The sequence below is a fragment of the Neomegalonema sp. genome, from assembly GCF_028688855.1.
Taxonomy (GTDB): Bacteria; Pseudomonadota; Alphaproteobacteria; order Rhodobacterales; family Rhodobacteraceae; genus Neomegalonema.
This window is the reverse complement of sequence record NZ_JAQTXI010000033.1, coordinates 1-19,773: the sequence shown is the minus strand read 5'-3', so window position 1 is coordinate 19,773 and position 19,773 is coordinate 1. Positions and strand designations below refer to the sequence as shown.

Below are 19,773 nucleotides of genomic sequence, written 5' to 3'. Positions count from 1 at the left end.
CAGGCGCCGTTGATCCAGCAGGCGCCGGTTCCGACCCAGCCGACCTCGCCGCCTCCGGTCTATTCCGTGGCGCAGCCGCCCGCCGTCCCGCCGCCCGCCGCGCCGCCGCCGATCTATGTCCCGCCCGCCGCCGCCGCGCCGAGGGGCGGGCCTCCGATCTACGATCCGCCTCCGGGCGCGCCGCTGATCTTTCCGCCGCCCGCTGCGGGAGAGCCTACGCCGGGCGTGCGGCTCGATCCGCCGGGGGTCTGGCCGTGAGGCTCGGCGGCGCCCGCTCCGGGGCGCCCCGGACGACGCTCGGCGCGGCGGTCGGGCTGCTGGTCACGGGGCTTCTGGCGGTGCTGCTCGACGCGGCGCCGGGGTCGGGACCGATGGTCGCGCCCTTTCTGGCCATCGTGCTCTTCTTCTGGATCACCCATCGGCCCGAGACGACGCCGCTCTGGATCTCGTTTCTGTTCGGCGCGCTGCTCGACGTGCTGACGGGGGGCGTCCTCGGGGTGAACGCCCTGGCGCTGATGGGGGCGCAGTTTCTGGCGGGGCGTCTGGTCTCGGGCTATGCGCTCTTCTGGATGCGCTGGGCGATCTGCGCGCTCTATCTGGGGATCTATCTGGGTCTGGCCTGGCTTCTGGCCTCCATGGCGCAATTCGGGGCGGCGCCTCTGGGGAACGCGCCTCAGCGCTGGATCTTCGGACTCATGTGGCACCCTCTGCTGGAGGCGCCCTTGCGCCGCCTCTTCGGAGGGCGCATGGCCGCGCAGGAGCGGCGTTGACGCAGAGATGATCTTCCCGGCGTCGCACGCGCCGGGGTTCCGGACCATATGTCCGGGCGATCTGGAGGAATCGGGGCATTCCCCCGCAGGAGGCGCGCCATGAGAGACGAAGAGCTGCGCGGTCAGGAGATGGGACGCAAACGCTTCACCCGGCGGGTTCTGCTGCTGGGCGGAGTCCAGGGTCTGGTGGGGGCGGCCCTCGCGGCGCGGATGTATCACCTTCAGGTGGTCGAATCGCCCCGTCACCGGGCGGCCGCCGACCGCAACCGCTTCGACGACAGCATGATCGCGCCGCCGCGCGGCCAGATCGTGGACCGCTTCGGGCGTCCTCTGGCGGTGAACAAGCAGAATTACCGGCTCTTCGTCTCGCGCGACGGCTCGCCGGACGTGGAGGAGACCCTCGCCCAGCTGGCGCGGCTGATCGATCTGCCGGAGCATCGCCGTCAGAAGGCGCTGCGCGAATTGCGCACCGGCAGCCGCTTCGCGCCGGTGATGGTCGCCGAGAACCTCACCTGGGACGAATTCGCCCTCGTCAACGCCAACGCCCCCGCGCTCCAGGGCGTGACGCCGGACGTGGGATGGATGCGCGATTATCCGCAGAAGGACTCCTGCGCCCATGTGGTGGGCTATGTCGCGACCCCCTCGCAGCAGGATCAGGAGGCCGATCCCGAGAACAGCCGCCTGCTGTTGCTCCCGAGCATGAAGATCGGCAAGAACGGCGTCGAGCGCACCGAAGACCCGATCCTGCGCGGCAAGGCGGGGGCGCGCCGCGCCGAAGTCAACGTGCGCGGCCAGGTCATTCGCGAGATCAGCCGCGACGACGGCGAACGCGGCGCCGAGCTCACCCTGACCCTCGACGCCGACCTGCAGAAATACGCCATGGAGCGCATGGGCGACTACAGCGGCTCGGTGGTGGTGATGGACGTGCGCAACGGCGATCTGATCGTCCTGGCCTCCATGCCCGGCTACGACCCCAATCCCTTCGTGGGCGGCATCAGCCACGCCGCCTGGCGCGCCCTGAACGAGGATCCCCTGCGCCCGCTCAACAACAAGGCGGTGGCGGGCAGCTACGCGCCGGGCTCGACCTTCAAGATGATCGTGGCTCTGGCGGGGCTGGATTCGGGGATGATCTCGCCGCAGCATACGGTCTTCTGCAACGGACGGATGCCTCTGGGCGACCACATCTTCCATTGCTGGAAGCGCGGCGGACACGGCGCCGTGGACATGAACCGCGCCATCAAGGAATCCTGCGACGTCTATTTCTACGACATCGCCCGCCGCATCGGCGTGGACCGCATCGCCGAGGTCGGGCGCAAGTTCGGCGTGGGCGTGGCGCCCGAAGTGGCCTTGCCCTACGTGCGGCCCGGAGTCATGCCGGACCGCGCCTGGCATCTGGCGAAATACGGCTACGGCTGGCCTCAGGGCCAGACGCTCAACGCCAGCATCGGACAGGGCTACGTCGAGATGACTCCGCTGCAGCTGGCGCTGATGACCGCCTCCTTCGCGAACGGCGGCTATGGCGTGACGCCGCGTCTGGTCAAGGCGATCAACGGCGAGGACGTCAAGCCCGAGCCTCTGGTGGATCTCGGCTTCCGCCGGCCTCACGTCGAGGCCATGCAGCGCGCCATGGACGCCGTCTGCAACGAGCAGCGCGGCACCGGCTACAACGCGCGCATCAAGCTGGCGGGTTACGAGATGGCGGGCAAGACGGGCACGGCTCAGGTGCGGCGCATCACCGCCGCCGAACGCGCCCGCCGCGTGCGCGCCAACGAGGAGCTTCCGCGCCATCTGCGCGACCACGCCCTCTTCGTGGCCTACGCCCCGCGCCATGATCCGCGTTACGCCTGTTCGATCATCGTGGAGCATGGCGGCGGCGGCTCGGCGGTGGCGGCGCCGATGGTGCGCGACATCCTGACCCGTCTGATGACCCGTCCGCCGCCTTCCGAGGCCGCCGGATCCTCCGAAGAGGCCGCGCAGGGGAGGGCCGGATGAGTTTTCTCGGAGAGGCTCCGCGCCAGAGATTGAGTCTGCCCGCGCGTTTCCTGCGGCTGCACTGGCCCTTGATCGCGCTGATCGCCGCGGTGGCGACGGTCGGGTTCTTCATGATGCATTCCGTGGGGCGCGGACAGGCGCCCTGGGCCCAGCAGCAGATGACGCGCTTCATCGTCGGCTGCGGCTTGATGGTGGCCATCGCCCTGGTGGACGTGCGCTTCTGGCGCAAGATCGCCTATCTGGCCTATTCCGCGGGGATTGCGGGTCTGGTGGCGGTGGACGTCATGGGCGTGGTGGGCATGGGCGCCCAACGCTGGATCGACATCGGATTCGTCCGCTTCCAGCCTTCGGAGCTGATGAAGGTGGCTCTGGTGCTGGCTCTGGCGCGCTATTACCACGACATCGGCCCGGTGCGGGCGGGAAGGCTGCTCTGGCTGATTCCGGCCCTGCTGATGATCGCGGCGCCTTGCGCGCTGGTGCTGATCCAGCCGGATCTCGGGACGGCGGTTCTGCTGGGGCTCGGGGGCTTCTCGGCGATGTTCCTTGCGGGGGCGAGCTGGTGGTTCTTCATCCTGATGGCTCTGGGCCTCGGAGGGGCGGTCTGGGCGGTCTTCGCCTCCCAGGGGACCGACTGGCAATTGCTGCGCGACTACCAGTATCGCCGCATCGAGGTCTTCCTCGATCCCACGCAGGATCCTCAGGGGGCGGGCTATCACATCAATCAGTCCATGATCGCCTTCGGCTCGGGGGGCGTGGAGGGCAAGGGCTACATGGCGGGCTCCCAGACGCAGCTCGACTTCCTGCCCGAGAAGCGCACGGACTTCATCTTCACCACCTTCGCCGAGGAGTTCGGCATGATCGGCGCCGTGAGCCTGCTGGCGCTCTACACGCTGCTGGTCTGGATGTGCCTCGCGAGCGCGCTGCGCATCCGCCACAGCTTCGGGCGGGTTCTGGCGGGGTCTCTGGCGATGGCCTTCTTCTGCTATTACGGGATCAACATGGCCATGGTGATGGGTCTGGCGCCGGTGGTGGGCGTGCCTCTGCCGCTGATCTCCTACGGCGGCACCTCGATGATCGCGCTGATGTGCGCCTTCGGCCTGATGCTCAGCGCCTTCGTCTACCGCGACGCGCCCTTCGACTCGCGCCGGGGATAGAAGGGGGGGAGAGCCCCCCTTCAGCCCTTCAGCCGCGCCTCCAGAGCCTGAAGCGCCGCCGCCGCCCGCGCGCCCATGGGGCGGGTCGAGGCGTAGAGACAGGCCTGGCTGGCCAGCATCGGCGGATGGGTCAGGATCTTCAGGTGATTGTCGCGCAGGGTCTCGCCGGTGGAGGTGATGTCCACGATCACATCCGCCGAGCCCGCCCCCGGAGCCGCCTCCGTCGCGCCGAGGCTCTCGACGATGACGTAGTTCACCACGCCGCGCTCCTCGAAGAACTCCCGCGTGAGGTTGACGTATTTCGTCGCCACCCGCAGAGGCGCGCCCGTCGCGGCGAAGAGATGCGAGGCCACGTCGTCGAGGTCGCTCATGTCCGAGACGTCGGCCCAGCATTGCGGCGCCGCCGCCACCAGATCCGCCCGTCCGAAGCCCAGGGCCACGGATTTGCGCAGACGCGAACGCCAGTCGGCGACCTCCTCGTGCACGAGATCCTCGCCGGTCACGCCCGCGTCGATCTCTCCGGCTGCGAGCCGGTGGGCGATCTCGCCCGCCGACATCAGCCGCAGCTCGATTCCCTTCAGCCCTTCGAGCCGCGCGGCGTATTCGCGGGCGCGTCCGACGTCGGTGACGGTGAGTCCGGCCCGGGCGAAACGCTCCTGGAGCTGCTCGCGCAGACGCCCCTTCGAGGGCAGTCCGAGCCGCAAGAGCGCATGATCGTCCGGCGCGGCGGATTCGGCCGTCGCCGAGACGGTCGGACGCGGATCGGGCGGCGCGATGAGGTTGGCGAAGATCGTCGCGCCGATGGCGGGGATCCTCTGGGGGGCGCCCATGGCCTGGAGCAGCTCGCCGTAGCGGCCGCCCGAGGCGAGGATCTTCTCGCCGCTCCTCATGCGGATGCGGAAGAGGAAGCCCGAGTAATATTCCATCTTGGAGCGGAAGATTCCCCGGAAGCGCAGCTTCTCCGAAGCGCCGATCAGGCGGTTCATGGCCTGGGCGCGCCTGCGCAGGGTCTCGACGGCGGCTTCCGCCTTGACGCCGGTCTCCTTCGCGAGGGCCTCCAGCCGGTCGGGGGCCTCGACGGCGGGGCAATCGATGTCGAGCAGCCCCTCCATGAAGGCGAGCGAGGCTTGCGACAGCGCCGGAGCGAAGGCGTCTTCGGCCTCCTCGCGCAGCCGGGCGACGATCTCCTCAAGCGGACGCTGTCCGATGAGCGGTCCGCCCGCCTCCTCGATGACGTCGGCGAGCACGGCGCGGGCTTCGGCGTCGGGCTCGCGGCCCGAGAGCGCGGTCAGAGCCGCGAAACGCGCCACGCGGGGCAGCGAATCGATGAAGGCGAGGCGCCCTTCGCCCGGACGGGAATAGGCGCTCATCAGGGCGCGGAACTGCGCCGGACGCCAGTAATGCCGCCGCAGACGCGTCTGACGGGCGCGGGGCAGGGGGGCGCCGGTGGTCAGGCGCAGGGCGTCGAGGGCGGCGTCGATGAGGGCGGTGTCGCCCATCTCCACCAGAGGCGCCGCCACGCCCGCCATGCGCAGGGCCTGAAGCGTGAGGGTCAGCGCCTCGACGTCGCCTTCGATTCCCTCGTCTCCGCCGAAGATCTCGAAGCCGACCTGCCGCACTTCGCCGCGTTCGCGGCTCCAGGCGGGTCCGGAATAGCAATAGCGCCCCGACGGCGCCGCGCCCCGCGCCATGCGCTCCAGATGATGCGTGGCGATGGGCACGGTGAAGTCGGGGCGCATGCAGAGCTCGCCCCCTTGCCCGTCGGCGAAGATATAGGCGTCGCCGCGCGTGCGCTCGCCGTAGAGCCGCAGCATGCCCGAAGCGTCGAGCAGAGCCGGGGGCGCCACCACGGGGCAACCCTGGGTCTGGAGCCAGTCGCGCATGGCCTTCTCGACGGCGTTCAGCCGCCCGAGCGCCGCGCCTGCGTAGAAATCGGCGGGGGCGGCGAGGGAGGGCGCAAGCATGCGGGGGCTCATCGCGCGCCTCCCTGGACGCGGGCCCCATTCACGCGGGCGATGATCTCGCGCACGGCGGCGACCACCTCGCCGAAGGGGACTTCGCGCTGGGCGGGCTGGGCCTTCCATTCGTCGTTGGACGCGATCTGCGCCGCGAGCTGCGTCCCGAGCGCCAGATCCTTGATCTGGGCCACGCCGCGCGCCCGCTCGTCCGAGCCGACGATCACCGCCGCCGGAGCCGCGCGCTTGTCGGCGTATTTGAGCTGCTTGCCCATGTTGGTGCCGGAGCCGAGGAAGGTCTCGGCCCGGATCCCCGCCGCGCGGAGTTCGCCGCAAAGCGCCATGGTCTCGGCGACATGGGCGGGATCGAGGTTCAGCACCACCACCGGACCGATGGTCTCCGCTCCGAGGGCGCCCTTGGCCTCCAGAGCCGCGAGCAGCCGATCCACGCCGATGGAGGCTCCGGTGGCCGGAGTCTTCTGGCCGGTGAAGCGCATGACGAGATCGTCGTAGCGTCCGCCGCCCGCCACAGAGCCGAAACGCCGCAGAGCGCCCTTCTCGTCGCGGATCTCGAAGGTGAGTTCGGCCTCGTAGACGGGTCCGGTGTAATAGCCGAGGCCCCGCACCACCGAGGGGTCGATCTTCAGCCGCTCCGGCCCATAGCCGAGCTTGTCGAGGATCTCGGCGATGGTCTCCAGCTCCTGGACGCCTTCGAGGCCCGTCTCCGAGCCGCCCACCAGTTCGCGCAGACGGCCGCAGGTGGCGGCGCCGCTGTCGCGCTCCGCCGAGACGAAGCCGAGGATCAGATCCGCCTGCTCCCTGGCGAGTTTGGCGCCGGGGGTGAAGTCGCCGGATTCGTCCTTGCGGCCCTCGCCGAGCAGCGCCCGCACGCCCTCTTCGCCGAGGCGGTCCATCTTGTCCACGGCGCGCAGGGTGATTCCGCGGCGGTTCTCCTGAGCCGCGTCCTCGCCCGCGAGGCCCGCCGCCTCCATCACGCCGGAAAGCACCTTGCGGTTGTTGACCCGGATCACGTAATCGCCGCGCGAGACTCCCGCCGCCTCCAGCGCGTCGGCGAGCATGGCGCAGATCTCGGCGTCCGCCGCGACGCTCGGGGCGCCCACGGTGTCGGCGTCGCATTGCCAGAATTCGCGGAAGCGCCCCGGACCGGGCTTCTCGTTGCGCCAGACGGGCCCCATGGCGTAGCGCCGGTAGGGCGTCGGCAATTCGAGGCGGTGCTGGGCGGCCACGCGGGCCAGAGGCGCCGTCATGTCGTAGCGCAGGGCGAGCCATTGCTCGTCCTCGTCGCGGAAGGCGAAGACGCCGCCTTCAGGGCGGTCCACGTCGGGCAGGAACTTGCCGAGGCTCTCGACGAATTCGAAGGCGGGCGTCTCCAGAGGATCGAAGCCGTAGCGATGATAGACCTCCGCGATGCGCCCGAGCATCGCCCGACGCGCCGAAGCCAGAGGTCCGAAGGAATCGCGCAAGCCGCGCGGCGCCTGCGCCTTCGGGCGCGGCGCGGGTTTCCGGGAAGCCGTCATGACGTGGATCCGCCCCTCTTGTGGTTCGGCGGCGCTTATAGCGCATAGGCCCCGCTCCGCCAAGGCGGGCGGGCGCCGCGAGGGGCGGGAAAGCCCCCCGCCTTGCTCCGGATCGGGAAAGGCGCCAGAATCCCTGACGATCCCTGTCCTCATCCCGGAGCCCCGCCATGAAGCTGAGCCGATCGCAGATGGTGCTCTACGGGCTCTGGGGGCTTCTGGGAGTCTCGGCGCTGCTGGCGATCTATGAGCGCACCTGGAGTCTGCTCTTCATCTCGGTGGTCACCTTCCTGCTGACCCTCGGGCCGCGCGTGGTGGAGCGCTGGGCGGACATCCGCATTCCGCCGAGCTTCGTGGCGGCCATCGGGCTGTTCGTGCTGGGCACGATCTTCCTCGGCGAGGTCTTCGACTTCTACAACCGCTTCTGGTGGTGGGACGTCGTGATGCATTTCGGTTCGGCCATCGGCTTCGGGCTGATCGGCTTCGTGATCGTGCTGATGATGTTCAAGGGCGACGTCTACGCCGCGCCGCCTTCCCTGATCGCCATGTTCGCCTTCACCTTCGCGGTGAGCATCGGCGCCATCTGGGAGATCTTCGAATACGCCATGGACCAGACCTTCGGCACGAACATGCAGAAATCCGGTCTGGTGGACACCATGAACGACCTCATCGTGGATTGCTGCGGGGCCTTTCTGGGGGCCTTGTCGGGCTATCTCTATCTGCGTCAGGAGCGCGCGGGCGGGTTCGCTTCGGTGATCCACGAGTTCATCGAGGAGAATCCGAAATTCTTCCCCAAGCGCGTCAAGCGCATCGCCGAGGAAAAGGCCGCCAAGGCTCAGGCCCTGCGCGGCCTCGGCGAATGCGCGAAGGAGCCCTGAGCGGGAGGCTGGCGCACGTTCCGGCTTCGTGCTAGTCCGGGGTCATGGAACGCATCATTCGAGTCATGGGCATAGATCCGGGCCTTCGCCGCACGGGTTGGGGCGTGGTGGAGGCGCGGGGCGTGCGCCTGCGCCATCTGGGCAACGGCTTCTGCGCCCCCGAGGGCGAGACTCTCGCCCAGCGCCTGAGCGACCTGCATCGGCGCCTCACCGAAGCCATGGAGGCCTGGAAGCCCGACGAAGCCGCCGTGGAGCAGATCTTCGTCAGCGTGGACGCCGTGGGCTCTCTGAAGCTGGCCCATGCGCGAGGGGTGGCTCTGCTGGTTCCGGCTCAGGCGGGAATCCCGGTGGCGGAATACGCGCCGAACCAGATCAAGAAGACCGTGGTGGGCGTCGGCAAGGCCGACAAGATCCAGGTCCAGCACATGGTCCGGGCGCTTTTGCCGGGAGTCCAGCTTGCGGGGCCGGACGCCGCCGACGCTCTGGCCATCGCCATCTGTCACGTCTATCAGGGCGGAGGCGCCGCGAGATACGAAGACCTCGCCGCGCGGGAGATACGCAGATGACGGGAAGACCGGGATGATCGGCAGATTGACGGGCGTGGTGGGCTATCTGGCCGAGGATCATGCGCTGATCGACGTGGGCGGCGTGGGCTATCTGGTCCATTGCTCCAGCCGGACTCTGGGCGCTCTGCCTGCGGCGGGAGGGCGCGTCAGCCTCTACACCGAGCTTGAAGTCCGCGAGGACGGATGGAAGCTCATGGGCTTTCCCAGCCTGCTGGAGCGCGAATGGCACAAGCTGCTGACCAGCGTCCAGGGCGTGGGGGCGAAGGTCTCGCTCGGGATTCTGGGGGCGCTCGGGCCGGAGGGCGTGGCTCACGCCATCGCCTTGCAGGATCCCGCGCCCTTGCGCCGCGCGCCGGGAGTCGGGCCGAAGCTGGCGCAGCGGCTTCTGCTGGACCTCAAGGGCAAGTCTCCGGGGGTGGTGTCTCTCGGCGCCCCTGTGGAGGCCGAAGCCCCCGAGCCGGTGGCCGACGCCGCTCCGCCTGAGGAGGCCGCCCGCAAGAAGACCGCGAAATCCGCCCCGAAGGACGAAGAGGCCGAAGCCCGCCGCCGCGCCGAAACCGAGGCGCTTTCGGCTCTCTCGAACCTCGGCTACGCCCCCGCCGAGGCCGCCGCCGCCATCCGCAAGGCCTCCGCCGAGGGCGTGGCGGGGACTTCCGATCTGATCCGCGCGGCGCTCAAGGCGCTGGCGCCTCAAAACTAGCAGGTGACTCATGGCCGCCCCGCCGCGTCTGCTCGATTCCAACCCTCGCGAGGAGGATCATGATCCGGCCCTCCGGCCTCAGCGGCTGGAGGAGTTCGTGGGTCAGGAGGCCGCGCGGGCGAATCTGCGGGTCTTCATCGAATCGGCGCGCTCGCGGGGCGCGGCGATGGATCATGTGCTGTTCCACGGGCCTCCGGGCCTGGGAAAGACCACCCTCGCGCAGATCATGTCCCGCGAGCTGGGGGTGAATTTCCGCATGACCTCCGGCCCGGTGATCGCCAAGGCCGGAGACCTCGCGGCGATCCTGACCAATCTCGAAGCGCGGGACGTGCTCTTCATCGACGAGATCCACCGCATGAATCCGGCGGTCGAGGAGATCCTCTATCCCGCCATGGAGGATTTCGAGCTTGATCTGATGATCGGCGAAGGCCCCGCCGCGCGCAGCGTGCGGATCGGCTTGCAGCCCTTCACTCTGGTCGGCGCGACGACGCGGCTCGGGCTCCTCACGACTCCCTTGCGCGACCGCTTCGGCATCCCCGTCCGGCTGAATTTCTACACCGTGCCTGAGCTGGAGATCATCGTGACTCGCGGGGCGCGCATGCTGGGGGCGCAGATCGACCCCGAAGGCGCCCTGGAGATCGCCCGCCGCTCGCGCGGCACGCCCCGCATCGCCGGGAGGCTCCTGCGCCGGGTCCGCGACTTCGCCCATGTCGAGAACGACGGCAAGATCACCCGCGAGCTTGCGGATCGGGCGCTCTTGCGTCTGGAGGTGGATCAGCGGGGCCTCGATCTTCTGGACCGGCGCTATCTCTCCTGCCTCGCCGAGCATTACGGCGGCGGTCCGGCGGGGGTCGAGACCCTCGCGGCGGCGCTCTCCGAGGCCCGCGACGCCCTGGAGGAGGTCATCGAGCCCTATCTGATGCAACAGGGCTTCATCGCCCGCACGCCTCGGGGTAGGGTGCTCACGGGAACCGCCTGGGAGCATCTGGGCCTTCCGAAGCCCCGCGCCGCCGCCCAGAGCGGCCTTTTCGATCAGGACGCCCCATGAGCCGCCGCCCGGAATCTCCCGACGACCGATTCGAGAACGACCGCTTTGAGAATGATCGGCCCGACCGCCGCGGCGGTCCCCGGGGCCCTTACCGCCACGCCGAATCCTCCGAGGAGGAGGGCGGCGCGGAGCATGAGGGCTCCGATGGCCCTTCCGAAGGCGGCTACTGGCTCTTCGGCATCCATTCGGTGCGCGACGCGCTGCTGAATCCGGCGCGGGTCAAGCGGCGTCTGATCCTCACGCGCAACGCGGCCATGCGCCTCGAAGAGGCTCTGGACGTCGCGAAGATCGAGCCGGAGATTTCGGATCCTCGCCGCTTCCGGGCGCCTCTGGATCCGCAATCGGTGCATCAGGGGGCGGCCCTGCTGACCGATCCTCTGGACTGGGGCGGGCTGAAGGTCTGCGCGCCGCGCGGGCCCAAGGACAATCCGCGCGTGCTGGTGCTGGACCGCGTGACCGATCCGCATAACGTGGGCGCGATCCTGCGCTCTTCGGAGGTCTTCGGCGCGCGGGCGGTCATCGCCCCCTGGCGCCATAGCGCCACCGAGGGCGGGGCTCTGGCCAAGGCGGCTTCGGGCGCTCTGGAGCGTCAGCCCTATGTGCGGATCGGCAATCTGGCCCGCGCCATGGAGGATCTGCGCAAGATGGGCTATGCGCTGGTGGGCCTCGACGGCGAGGCCGAGAAGCCGCTCTCCGAAGCCCTCGCGCCCTTCAGGGACCGTCCTCTGGCGCTGGTTCTGGGCGCCGAAGGTCCGGGCCTGCGGCATCTGACGAAAGAAACCTGCGATTCCCTGGCGCGGATCTCGGCGGCGGCGGATTTCGCCTCGCTCAACGTCTCGAACGCGGCCGCCGTGGCGCTCTACGCCGCTACGGCCTGAGGCCTCGCCGGGGCCCTCTTGCGTCCCTGAAGCCGTGGCGCCGCGAAAAAACGCGGGCTGCGGCCTCTTCGCGGGTGCGAAACCGCGAAAAACCCGATAGAAGCCGCCCCGAAACAGACACCGTATCGGGATCTTCATGGATATCCGCAACATCGCCATCATCGCGCACGTCGATCATGGCAAGACCACGCTGGTCGATCAGCTTCTGAAGCAGTCCGGCTCCTTCCGCGAGCACCAGGCCGTCGCCGAACGGGTGATGGACAGCAACGACATCGAACGCGAACGCGGCATCACCATTCTCGCGAAGGCCACCTCGGTCGAGTGGAAGGGCGTGCGCGTCAACATCGTCGACACCCCCGGCCACGCCGATTTCGGCGGCGAGGTCGAGCGCATCCTCGGCATGGTGGACAGCGTCGTGCTGCTGGTCGACGCCGCCGAAGGCCCCATGCCCCAGACCAAGTTCGTCACCGCCAAGGCCCTGCGCCTCGGGCTGCGGCCCATCGTGGTGCTGAACAAGGTGGACAAGCCCGACGCCGAGCCGGACCGCGTCCACAACGAGATCTTCGACATGTTCGCGGCCCTCGACGCCACCGACGAACAGCTTGATTTCCCGATGCTCTACGCTTCGGGCCGCTCGGGCTGGGCCGCCGCGAGCCTCGACGCCCCGCGCGAGAACCTCACGCCGCTCTTCGACCTGATCGTGAAGCATACGCCCTCCCCGAAGCAGGCCGCCCACAAGGACGAACCCTTCTCCATGCTGGCGACCACCCGGGAGGCCGACCCCTATCTGGGCCGCCTCCTGACCGGCCGCATCGAGACCGGCGTGATCGAATCCGGACGCTTCCTCAAGGCGATGAACGCGGTGGACGGCGAATTCGAACGCTTCCGCGTCTCGAAGATCCTCGCCTTCCGCGGCGTGCAGCGCCAGCCCGTGGAGCGCGCCGAGGCGGGCGACATCGTGGCCATCGCGGGCATGTCCGAAGCCACCGTGGCCGACACCCTCGCGGATCTGGCCATCGAGAAGGCCCTCCCGGCGCAGCCCATCGACCCGCCGACCATCTCGGTGACCTTCGGCGTGAACGATTCGCCTCTGGCGGGCCGCGACGGCGACAAGGTGCAGTCCCGCGTGATCCGCGACCGTCTCATGCGCGAGATGGAGAGCAACGTGGCCATCCGCGTGACCGATTCGCCCGAAGACGGATCCTGCGAGGTCGCCGGGCGCGGCGAGCTCCAGATGGGCGTGCTCATCGAGAACATGCGCCGCGAAGGCTTCGAGCTGTCGATCTCGCGTCCGCGCGTGATCTACCGCGAGATCGACGGCGTTCGTCACGAGCCCATCGAAGAGGCCACCATCGACGTCGACGAGGCCTATTCGGGCGTGGTCGTGGACAAGCTCAGCCAGCGCAAGGGCGATCTCGTCGAGATGCGGCCTTCGGGCGGCGGCAAGACGCGCATCGTGGCCCATGTGCCTTCGCGCGGCCTGATCGGCTATCACGGCGAATTCCTGACCGACACGCGCGGCACGGGCGTCCTCAACCGCGTCTTCCACAGCTGGGCGCCTTACAAGGGCGCGATCCAGGGGCGCCGCGTAGGCGTGCTGATCTCCATGGAGGACGGCGACGCCGTGGCCTACGCGCTCTGGAACCTGGAGGATCGCGGCAAGCTCTTCAGCATCCCCGGCGAACCGGTCTACGTGGGCCTGATCATCGGCGAGAACAGCCGCGACAACGACCTTGAAGTCAATCCGATCAAGGGCAAGAAGCTCACCAACATCCGCGCCGCCGGCAAGGACGACGCGGTGACCCTCACGCCCCCGATCCGGATGAGCCTCGAACAGGCCATCGCCTACATCGCCGACGACGAACTGGTGGAGGTGACGCCCAAGGCGGTGCGTCTGCGCAAGCGCTGGCTCGACCCGAACGAGCGCAAGCGTCGTTCGCGCTCCGAGAAGGACTGAGAAGCGCCGGGAAGGACCGGGAAGGACTGAGCGCAGGCGCCCTCTCCGGCTTCCGGGGAGGCGTCGGCGCCCCGCCTCCGACATGGCCGCGCGATCGGGGAGCCGTTTTCCCCGATCGCGCGGCCCTTTCATTTCCACGGGGCGAGCGCGGGGCGAGAAGACGGCCTCGGCGGTCGCGCGCCGGGGGGGAAGGGGCGGCGGCTCCGCTCTCCCTCGGGGAAAGCCGGACGGGCTTTCCCTTTCAAGGCGAGTCGCAGTTTGCGACTCGAAATCGTTGCAGGCGTCCTGCGCCCGCCTCCTCCCGCGCCGCGGAAGGCTTTCCGGGCGGGGAATATCGCCGTAAACCGGACGTTCATGGGCGAATTGTCCGGATTTTCCTTGAAAACGCCAAGCTTTAACCTTTGGCGCCGCTCTTGCTTAACGTCTTTTCAACCGGGCCCCTGGCGGCTCGCGATCAGATCATCATAAGGACGTCACCGTCATGAAGCACCCCATCGATGTCCATGTCGGCAAGCGGCTGCGTCATCGTCGCTGGATGGCGGGCATGACCCAGCAGCAGCTGGGCGACGCCGTCGGAATCAAGTTCCAGCAGATCCAGAAATACGAGACCGGGATGAACCGCATCTCGGCCAGCCGCCTCTGGGAGCTGTCCGGCGCTCTGGGCGTGCCCGTCTCCTTCTTCTTCGACGGCATGGACGAGGCGCTGAACGCCGAAGGCGCTCCCGTCGAGGCCTCCAGGGCCGCCGAGGCCGCCCAGGGCGCGCCCTCCGCGGACCTCTTCGCCGACAAGGAGGCTCTGGACCTCGTGCGCGCCTATTACGCCATCCCCGAGAACCAGCGTCGCCGCATCTTCGATCTGACGCGCGCCCTCGGCGTGGCGGCCTGATCCGCGCCGGAGCCTCCGGACCTTCGCGCATCTCCTGCGGGCCCCCGAGCGGGGCCCGTCGGCTGTCCGGAGCCTCGCCGATGCGGGAGGGCGAATAAGCCTTCCCGGATTCCGCATGAGCCGGGCGGCTTCTGGCGGCTTGCCCCTCCCGGCCCCGGCGTCTAGCTTGGCGCGGTTTCACGCCGTCCCCAGAGCCGAGGTTTCTCCATGCGCGTCTCCGCCGATCTTCCGCACATGATCGGGCGCACGCCCCTCATCCGCCTGCGCAGGGCCTCCGAGGCGACCGGCTGCGAGATCTACGGCAAGGCCGAATTCCTCAATCCGGGCGGCTCGGTGAAGGATCGCGCGGCGCTCTTCATCATCCGCGACGCCGAGCGGCGGGGCCTGCTCAGGCCGGGCGGCCTGATCGTCGAGGGCACGGCGGGCAATACGGGCATCGGCCTGGCTCTGGTGGGAGCCTCGCTGGGCTACCGCACGGTGATCGTCATCCCCGAGACCCAGTCCCAGGAGAAGAAGGACATGCTGCGCCTCGCCGGGGCGCGGCTGGTCGAGGTGCCTGCGGCGCCCTACAGGAATCCCGATAACTACGTGCGCTATTCGGGCCGCCTCGCCGAGGAGCTGGCGAAGACCGAGCCGCATGGCGTCGTCTGGGCCAACCAGTTCGACAACATCGCCAATCGTCAGGCCCATCTGGAGACCACCGGCCCCGAGATCTGGGAGCAGCTCGAAGGCCGCGTGGACGGCTTCGTCTGCGCGGTGGGCTCGGGCGGCAGCCTGGCGGGGGTGGCTCTGGCGCTCCAGCCCAAGGGCGTGAAGATCGGCCTCGCGGATCCCGAGGGCGCGGCGCTCCACAGCTATTACACGACCGGCGAGCTGAAATCCGAAGGCTCCTCCATCACCGAGGGCGTCGGACAGGGCCGCATCACGAAGAATCTGGAGGGCGTGACGCCGGATCTCTCCTGGCTCATTCCCGATTCCGAATCCCTGCCGCATGTCTTCGGGCTGCTGGCGGAGGAGGGGCTCTGTCTGGGCGGCTCCTCCGGGTTGAACGTGGCGGGGGCGATGCGCATGGCGCGCGAGCTCGGGCCGGGCAAGCGCATCGTGACGCTGCTCTGCGATTCGGGGACGCGCTATCAGTCGAAGCTCTTCAACCCGGCCTTCCTGCGCGGCAAGGGCCTGCCCGTTCCGGCCTGGCTGGAGGCGCAGCCGGACGCGCCCCCCTTGCCCGACGTGGCGCAGAGCGTCTAGACCGGGGACTCCCTGATGCGATCGCGCGCCTCCGGAGGGTCGGGAAAGCCCTCCGGAGGCCGCGCGTCCTGGACGGAGGCTTCATGCGCGGCCTGATCTTTCGGCTTTGTCTGGCTCTGGCTCTGGTTCTGACCCTGGTTCCGGCCCCTGTCTTCCGGGGAGGGCCGACGGCCCATGCGCAGGAGGCGGCGCCTCCGCCCGCCGCGCCTGCGGCCGCCGCCCCGGCTTCCGGCGTCCCCGCTTCCGGCGCGATGATGGGGCCTCCGCTTCCCGATCCGCCCGAGACCCGCCTGCGCCTCTGGGAGAACGCCGACGCCGTGCTGCGCCAGCGCATCGACCGCGAGGGCGTTTCGGCGGAGCTCGCGCCGGGCTGGCGCCAGACGCTCGACCAGCAGCGCGCCGAGGCCCGCAACATCGCCGACCGCGCCAGAGCGGCCCTTGCGCCGCTTCAGGCCCAGCTCGAAGCTCTGGGGCCTCCTCCGGACGAGACCTCGGGCCAGAGGGAGAGCGCGACGATCTTCGCCCGACGCCTGGAGCTGCGCAATCAGGCGACGCCTCAGGAGGCGGTCATGCGGCGGGCGGAGCTGGCCGTGACGCGGGCGGATTCGCTCATCACCCTGATCGCCGAGCGCCAGCGCGAGGAGTTCACCGCCCGCATCCTGGAGCGCGGCCCTTCTCCGCTCAATCCGATGATCTGGATCACGGGCGGCCGGGAGATCGTGTCGCGGCTCCATCGCCACGGCGCCGACGTCATGGCGGAGGCGCTGTCTCCGGCCTCGCGCTGGAAGGTGGTGGAGGCGGCGCCCGCCCTTCTGGCGGGCCTGCTCGGGGCGCTTCTGTTCGGCGTGGCGATCAAGCGCCGGGTGATCCGTCGGCTGCACGCGCTGATCGCCCAGCGGGACCGCACCCGCCTGACGCGTCTGGGGCTTGGCCTGGCGGCGGCGGCGGTGCGTCTGACGGCGCCGGTCTTCGCGGCTCTGGTGGTCTATACGGCGCTGATCTCCAGCGGGATCCTGGGGGCGGGGGGCGTCGGGATCCTGACCTCGGTGGTGGCGGCGGTGGTGGTGCTGGCGGCGGCCCATGCTCTGGCCAAGGTGGTGTTTTCGCCCAACAACGCTTCGGCGCGCCTGCTGGACATGACCGACGCCTCGGCGCGGGCGGCCACTCAGGCGGGGGTGGGGCTCGGGCTGGCGACGGCGCTGGATCACGTGGCCATGGGTCTGGGCGAGCCCTCCGGCTGGGGCAGGGAGGCGCAATCGCTCCTGCAGTTCGGCTTCGTCTTCCTGACGGCGGCCTTCTTCGCGCGTCTGGCGCATTCCACGGCGCCGCCGCCCCGCGAGCCCGCGGCTTCGGTGGATCCCAACGCGCCGCCCGTCGAGCCCGGATCCGAGGAGGACGAGGCCCGTCAGGCGGCTTCGGGCTTCGGGCTGCGCGACGCCCTGCGCATCGCCTGCTACGCCATCGCCATCGCGGCGCCGGTTCTGGCGCTTTCGGGCTTCTACGTGCTGGCGATCTACGCCCTGACGCGCATGGCGGCCAGCGCGGCCCTGATCGCGATGGGGGCGCTGATCTACCAGATCGCTCTGGAGGCTGCGGCGCGTCTCGCCGCTTCGGGGAGTTCGGGGGGCTCGGCGGCCGAGGAGCGCGCGCCCTGGTGGGCGAGTCTGCTGGTCGGCCTGACCATGGCGACGGCGGGCGGCGGACTTCTGGCGCTGATCTGGGGCGCCTCGCTTCAGGATCTCTGGGACGGAGCCAAGCGGCTGCGCGAGGGCTTCTCCGTCGGCGAGACGCGGATCTCTCTGGGCGATCTGCTGTGGGGGGTGCTGGTCTTCGCGCTGATTCTGGGGATCAGCCGCTTCATCCAGAGGCAGTTGCGCAACCGCATCCTCGTCCGGGCCAAGGTGGATCCGGGCCTGAGGGATTCCGTCACGGCGGGGGTGGGCTATCTGGGAGTGCTGATCGCGCTTCTGGTGGCGGTGGGCGCGGCGGGGCTGGACCTCTCGAAGCTGGCCATCGTGGCGGGCGCCCTGTCGGTGGGCGTGGGCTTCGGCTTGCAGAACGTGGTCAACAACTTCGTCTCGGGCATCATCCTGCTGATCGAACGCCCCGTGCGCGCCGGAGACGTGGTCGAGGTCGAGAACCGCCTCGGCGCGGTGAAGCGGATCAACGTGCGCTCGACGGAGATCGAGCTCTTCGACCGCACCATCCTGATCGTGCCGAACTCCACGCTGATCTCGAACAGCGTGCTGAACTGGACGCGTCAGAACACGATCCTGCGCCTGTCGATTCCGGTGGGGGTGGTGGCGGGCTCCGACACCGAGCGCGTCCGCGACGTGCTGTTGTCTGCGGCGCGGTCTCATGCGCGGGTGATGCGCTATCCGGCGCCCATGGCGATCTTCATGGGCTTCGGCCCGCTCTCGCTGGACTTCGAGCTGCGCGTCTTCCTCTACCACATCGACGACATGATGAACGTGCGCTCGGATCTCTGCTTCGCCATCGACAAGCGGTTCCGCGAACTGGGGATTCAACTGCCCTCCGGCCGCGAGGAGCGCAAGATGGTCCAGATGGATTCGCTGGTGCGCGGCGTCGAGGCGATGGGGCGTCCTGCGGCGCCCGTCGCCGCGCCGCCTGCGGCCGAGCCCGCCGCCGCCTCAGCTTCCTGAGGCGGCCAGCCGCTCCAGCTCCGCGACCGCGCCGCGCCGGGCCTCTTCTCCGCCGCGATATTCGGCCTCGGCGGGGGTCAGCCTGTCGAGGGCGTCCTTCAGCGCGGCGGCGATCTCCGGCGCGAGGCTCGCGAAGGGCCGCGCATGGACGCGGATGCCGAAGACCACCGCCCGCGTCTGCGGCAGGCGGCGCAGGGTCTGACGCTCCACCCTCAGCCAGAAGGGCCCCCGGGCGGCTTCCTTGCGCCTCAGGACGGGATCCGGGAGCAGCCGCAACGCTCCTGTGGGCGCCGCCGACCAGTTCGCCCGCCAGACGGGCCGCTCGACGGGCAGGGCGGCGAAGACCCGGTTCACCCGTCGCGCGAGATCCGCGTCGTAATCGGGGACGGGCGCGTGGATCGGCGTGAGCGGCCGCCCGATCTTCTCGCCGAGCAGCCAGCGCGAGGGAAAGCAGAGGCTGGCGGCGCTCAGGAGATATTCCGCTTCGGGCGCCGGATCGGGCGGAAGCTGCAAGAGGCAGAGATCCTCCTGAACCAGCCGGCCCGCCACGGCGAGGGGCCGATCCGAATCGAGCTCGACCTCCCGACCATCGGGCCTCCGCATGCGCCGCCCCTCCCGCGCGAATCCGGGACGCCCGGCCAGATGCCCGGCGAGAAGCTCCAGAAGCTCGGCCTGGGCGGCCTCCGAACCGGGCGTTTCGGCGAAGACCGCCGCGCGCTCTTCGGCGAGCAGCCTGTCGCGTCGGGCGATCTGCTCGGGATAAAGCGCGTCGATCTGCATCCATTCGGCTGGATCCAGCGGAAAAAGCCCCGGATGGCGCGCAGCGCGCGGATCGGCGAAAGGCGCGAGATCCGAATGGTGCATGACCGGCGATCCCTCAGATTTGAAAGGTGAGAAGCGGTAAATCCGTCCATATTCAAGAATATCTGGTGACTTTGCCGTCCGGATATCCCATTTTGACACATGATGGGGCGCCGCCTTTCTGAAACGCGGCGCCTGAAAACTTAAAGGGGAATCAAGATGGCGATCAACGGCGTCGGCGCCGGCCAGGCGGGTCAGGCGGGTCAGGCGGGTCAGGCGGGAGGCGCCCAGGGCGGCGGCTTCGCTCAGGCCGCCCAGAACGCTCGGGGCGGCGGCGCTCCTCAGCAGGGCGCCCAGGGGCTGCAGCCCGAGCGGCGGGGCGGCGGGGATCTTCTGGGCGCCGAAGGCGACTGGGGCGATCTCGAAGGCGACCTCGAAGGCGGCTGGGGCGGCGATTCCGGCCTCGGCGAGGATCTTCTGGGCGACGATCTCGGCGGGGATCCGGACGGCGGCTTCGAGGCTCTGGTGCGCGGCGGCGACGGGCTCGGGGACGATCTCGGCGGCGACGATCTCGGCGGGGATCTGGACGGCGGCTTCGAGGCGCTGGTGCGCGGCGGCGACGGGCTCGGGGACGACCTCGGCGGCGACGATCTCGGCGGGGATCTGGACGGCGGCTTCGAGGCTCTGGTGCGCGGCGGCGACGGGCTCGGGGACGACCTCGGCGGCGACGATCTCGGCGGGG

15 protein-coding genes and 2 pseudogenes are annotated in these 19,773 nt (G+C 69.6%); 14 read left to right on the top strand and 3 right to left on the bottom strand.

The genetic code is table 11. The features are described from left to right. From PHN62_RS16610 to rodA, 4 genes and pseudogenes are all read left to right on the top strand, one after another. A pseudogene (locus PHN62_RS16610) lies at window positions 1-258 on the top strand (hypothetical protein); the annotation flags it as partial. Then, window positions 255-770, top strand: coding sequence for a rod shape-determining protein MreD (mreD, locus tag PHN62_RS16605; protein WP_300152469.1), 516 nt, complete (start codon window positions 255-257; stop codon window positions 768-770). The pseudogene PHN62_RS16610 and the gene mreD, both read left to right, overlap by 4 nt. Before the next feature lie 99 nt (window positions 771-869). Beyond that, window positions 870-2,762, top strand: a complete 1,893-nt coding sequence (gene mrdA, locus PHN62_RS16600; protein WP_300152468.1) for a penicillin-binding protein 2 — start codon at window positions 870-872, stop codon at window positions 2,760-2,762. Beyond that, a complete protein-coding gene (rodA, locus tag PHN62_RS16595) occupies window positions 2,759-3,916 on the top strand; it encodes a rod shape-determining protein RodA (RefSeq protein WP_300152467.1) in 1,158 nt (385 codons plus the stop codon). The genes mrdA and rodA overlap by 4 nt, the downstream gene beginning before the upstream one ends. Window positions 3,917-3,936: 20 nt before the next feature. Here the strand turns inward: rodA and hisG are convergent, their stop codons facing one another. Then, a complete protein-coding gene (gene hisG / locus PHN62_RS16590) occupies window positions 3,937-5,892 on the bottom strand; it encodes an ATP phosphoribosyltransferase (RefSeq protein WP_300152466.1) in 1,956 nt (651 codons plus the stop codon). After that, a complete protein-coding gene (hisS, locus tag PHN62_RS16585) occupies window positions 5,889-7,409 on the bottom strand; it encodes a histidine--tRNA ligase (RefSeq protein WP_300152465.1) in 1,521 nt (506 codons plus the stop codon). Before hisS ends, hisG begins: the two co-directional genes overlap by 4 nt. A 167-nt stretch (window positions 7,410-7,576) precedes the next feature. Between hisS and PHN62_RS16580 the strand changes: the two genes are divergently transcribed. The 9 genes from PHN62_RS16580 to PHN62_RS16540 all read left to right on the top strand — a co-directional run bounded on the left by PHN62_RS16580 (window position 7,577) and on the right by PHN62_RS16540 (window position 18,230). Continuing rightward, window positions 7,577-8,284, top strand: a complete 708-nt coding sequence (locus PHN62_RS16580; RefSeq protein ID WP_300152464.1) for a hypothetical protein — start codon at window positions 7,577-7,579, stop codon at window positions 8,282-8,284. A gap of 44 nt (window positions 8,285-8,328) precedes the next feature. Beyond that, complete coding sequence (gene ruvC / locus PHN62_RS16575; protein ID WP_300152463.1) at window positions 8,329-8,850, top strand: crossover junction endodeoxyribonuclease RuvC; 522 nt, start codon at window positions 8,329-8,331, stop codon at window positions 8,848-8,850. Between the two features lie 13 nt (window positions 8,851-8,863). Next, entirely contained in the window at window positions 8,864-9,550 is a 687-nt protein-coding gene (ruvA, locus tag PHN62_RS16570; protein ID WP_300152462.1) for a Holliday junction branch migration protein RuvA, read from the top strand. Window positions 9,551-9,560: 10 nt separating this feature from the next. Beyond that, window positions 9,561-10,598, top strand: coding sequence for a Holliday junction branch migration DNA helicase RuvB (gene ruvB / locus PHN62_RS16565; protein ID WP_300152461.1), 1,038 nt, complete (start codon window positions 9,561-9,563; stop codon window positions 10,596-10,598). Further along, the gene (locus PHN62_RS16560; RefSeq protein ID WP_300152460.1) at window positions 10,595-11,476 is read left to right on the top strand and encodes an RNA methyltransferase; all 882 of its coding nucleotides are present in this window, start codon (window positions 10,595-10,597) and stop codon (window positions 11,474-11,476) included. Before ruvB ends, PHN62_RS16560 begins: the two co-directional genes overlap by 4 nt. A 136-nt stretch (window positions 11,477-11,612) precedes the next feature. Continuing rightward, window positions 11,613-13,433 (top strand): translational GTPase TypA, encoded by a 1,821-nt coding sequence (gene typA / locus PHN62_RS16555; protein WP_300152459.1) that lies wholly within the window; start codon window positions 11,613-11,615, stop codon window positions 13,431-13,433. Window positions 13,434-13,914: 481 nt separating this feature from the next. Next, on the top strand, window positions 13,915-14,319 hold the full coding sequence (locus tag PHN62_RS16550; RefSeq protein WP_300152458.1) for a helix-turn-helix transcriptional regulator: 405 nt from the start codon (window positions 13,915-13,917) through the stop codon (window positions 14,317-14,319). Between the two features lie 207 nt (window positions 14,320-14,526). Next, on the top strand, window positions 14,527-15,567 hold the full coding sequence (locus PHN62_RS16545; RefSeq protein ID WP_300152457.1) for a cysteine synthase A: 1,041 nt from the start codon (window positions 14,527-14,529) through the stop codon (window positions 15,565-15,567). Between the two features lie 83 nt (window positions 15,568-15,650). Further along, a complete protein-coding gene (locus PHN62_RS16540; RefSeq protein ID WP_300152456.1) occupies window positions 15,651-18,230 on the top strand; it encodes a DUF3772 domain-containing protein in 2,580 nt (859 codons plus the stop codon). On the opposite strand, the gene PHN62_RS16535 is transcribed toward PHN62_RS16540, so the two are convergent. Beyond that, window positions 18,219-19,094, bottom strand: coding sequence for a DUF3445 domain-containing protein (locus tag PHN62_RS16535; protein WP_300152455.1), 876 nt, complete (start codon window positions 19,092-19,094; stop codon window positions 18,219-18,221). The genes PHN62_RS16540 and PHN62_RS16535 overlap by 12 nt on opposite strands. Window positions 19,095-19,250: 156 nt before the next feature. Here PHN62_RS16535 and PHN62_RS16530 point away from each other — a divergent pair. Then, window positions 19,251-19,773 (top strand): annotated as a pseudogene (locus tag PHN62_RS16530) (hypothetical protein); the annotation flags it as partial.

Coding starts and splice junctions, on each gene's coding strand:
- mrdA (WP_300152468.1), top strand. CDS start 870: ATGAGAGACGAAGAGCTGCGCGGTCAGGAGATGGGACGCAAACGCTTC.
- rodA (WP_300152467.1), top strand. CDS start 2,759: ATGAGTTTTCTCGGAGAGGCTCCGCGCCAGAGATTGAGTCTGCCCGCG.
- hisG (WP_300152466.1), bottom strand. CDS start 5,892: ATGAGCCCCCGCATGCTTGCGCCCTCCCTCGCCGCCCCCGCCGATTTC.
- hisS (WP_300152465.1), bottom strand. CDS start 7,409: ATGACGGCTTCCCGGAAACCCGCGCCGCGCCCGAAGGCGCAGGCGCCG.
- PHN62_RS16580 (WP_300152464.1), top strand. CDS start 7,577: ATGAAGCTGAGCCGATCGCAGATGGTGCTCTACGGGCTCTGGGGGCTT.
- ruvC (WP_300152463.1), top strand. CDS start 8,329: ATGGAACGCATCATTCGAGTCATGGGCATAGATCCGGGCCTTCGCCGC.
- ruvA (WP_300152462.1), top strand. CDS start 8,864: ATGATCGGCAGATTGACGGGCGTGGTGGGCTATCTGGCCGAGGATCAT.
- ruvB (WP_300152461.1), top strand. CDS start 9,561: ATGGCCGCCCCGCCGCGTCTGCTCGATTCCAACCCTCGCGAGGAGGAT.
- PHN62_RS16560 (WP_300152460.1), top strand. CDS start 10,595: ATGAGCCGCCGCCCGGAATCTCCCGACGACCGATTCGAGAACGACCGC.
- typA (WP_300152459.1), top strand. CDS start 11,613: ATGGATATCCGCAACATCGCCATCATCGCGCACGTCGATCATGGCAAG.
- PHN62_RS16550 (WP_300152458.1), top strand. CDS start 13,915: ATGAAGCACCCCATCGATGTCCATGTCGGCAAGCGGCTGCGTCATCGT.
- PHN62_RS16545 (WP_300152457.1), top strand. CDS start 14,527: ATGCGCGTCTCCGCCGATCTTCCGCACATGATCGGGCGCACGCCCCTC.
- PHN62_RS16540 (WP_300152456.1), top strand. CDS start 15,651: ATGCGCGGCCTGATCTTTCGGCTTTGTCTGGCTCTGGCTCTGGTTCTG.
- PHN62_RS16535 (WP_300152455.1), bottom strand. CDS start 19,094: ATGCACCATTCGGATCTCGCGCCTTTCGCCGATCCGCGCGCTGCGCGC.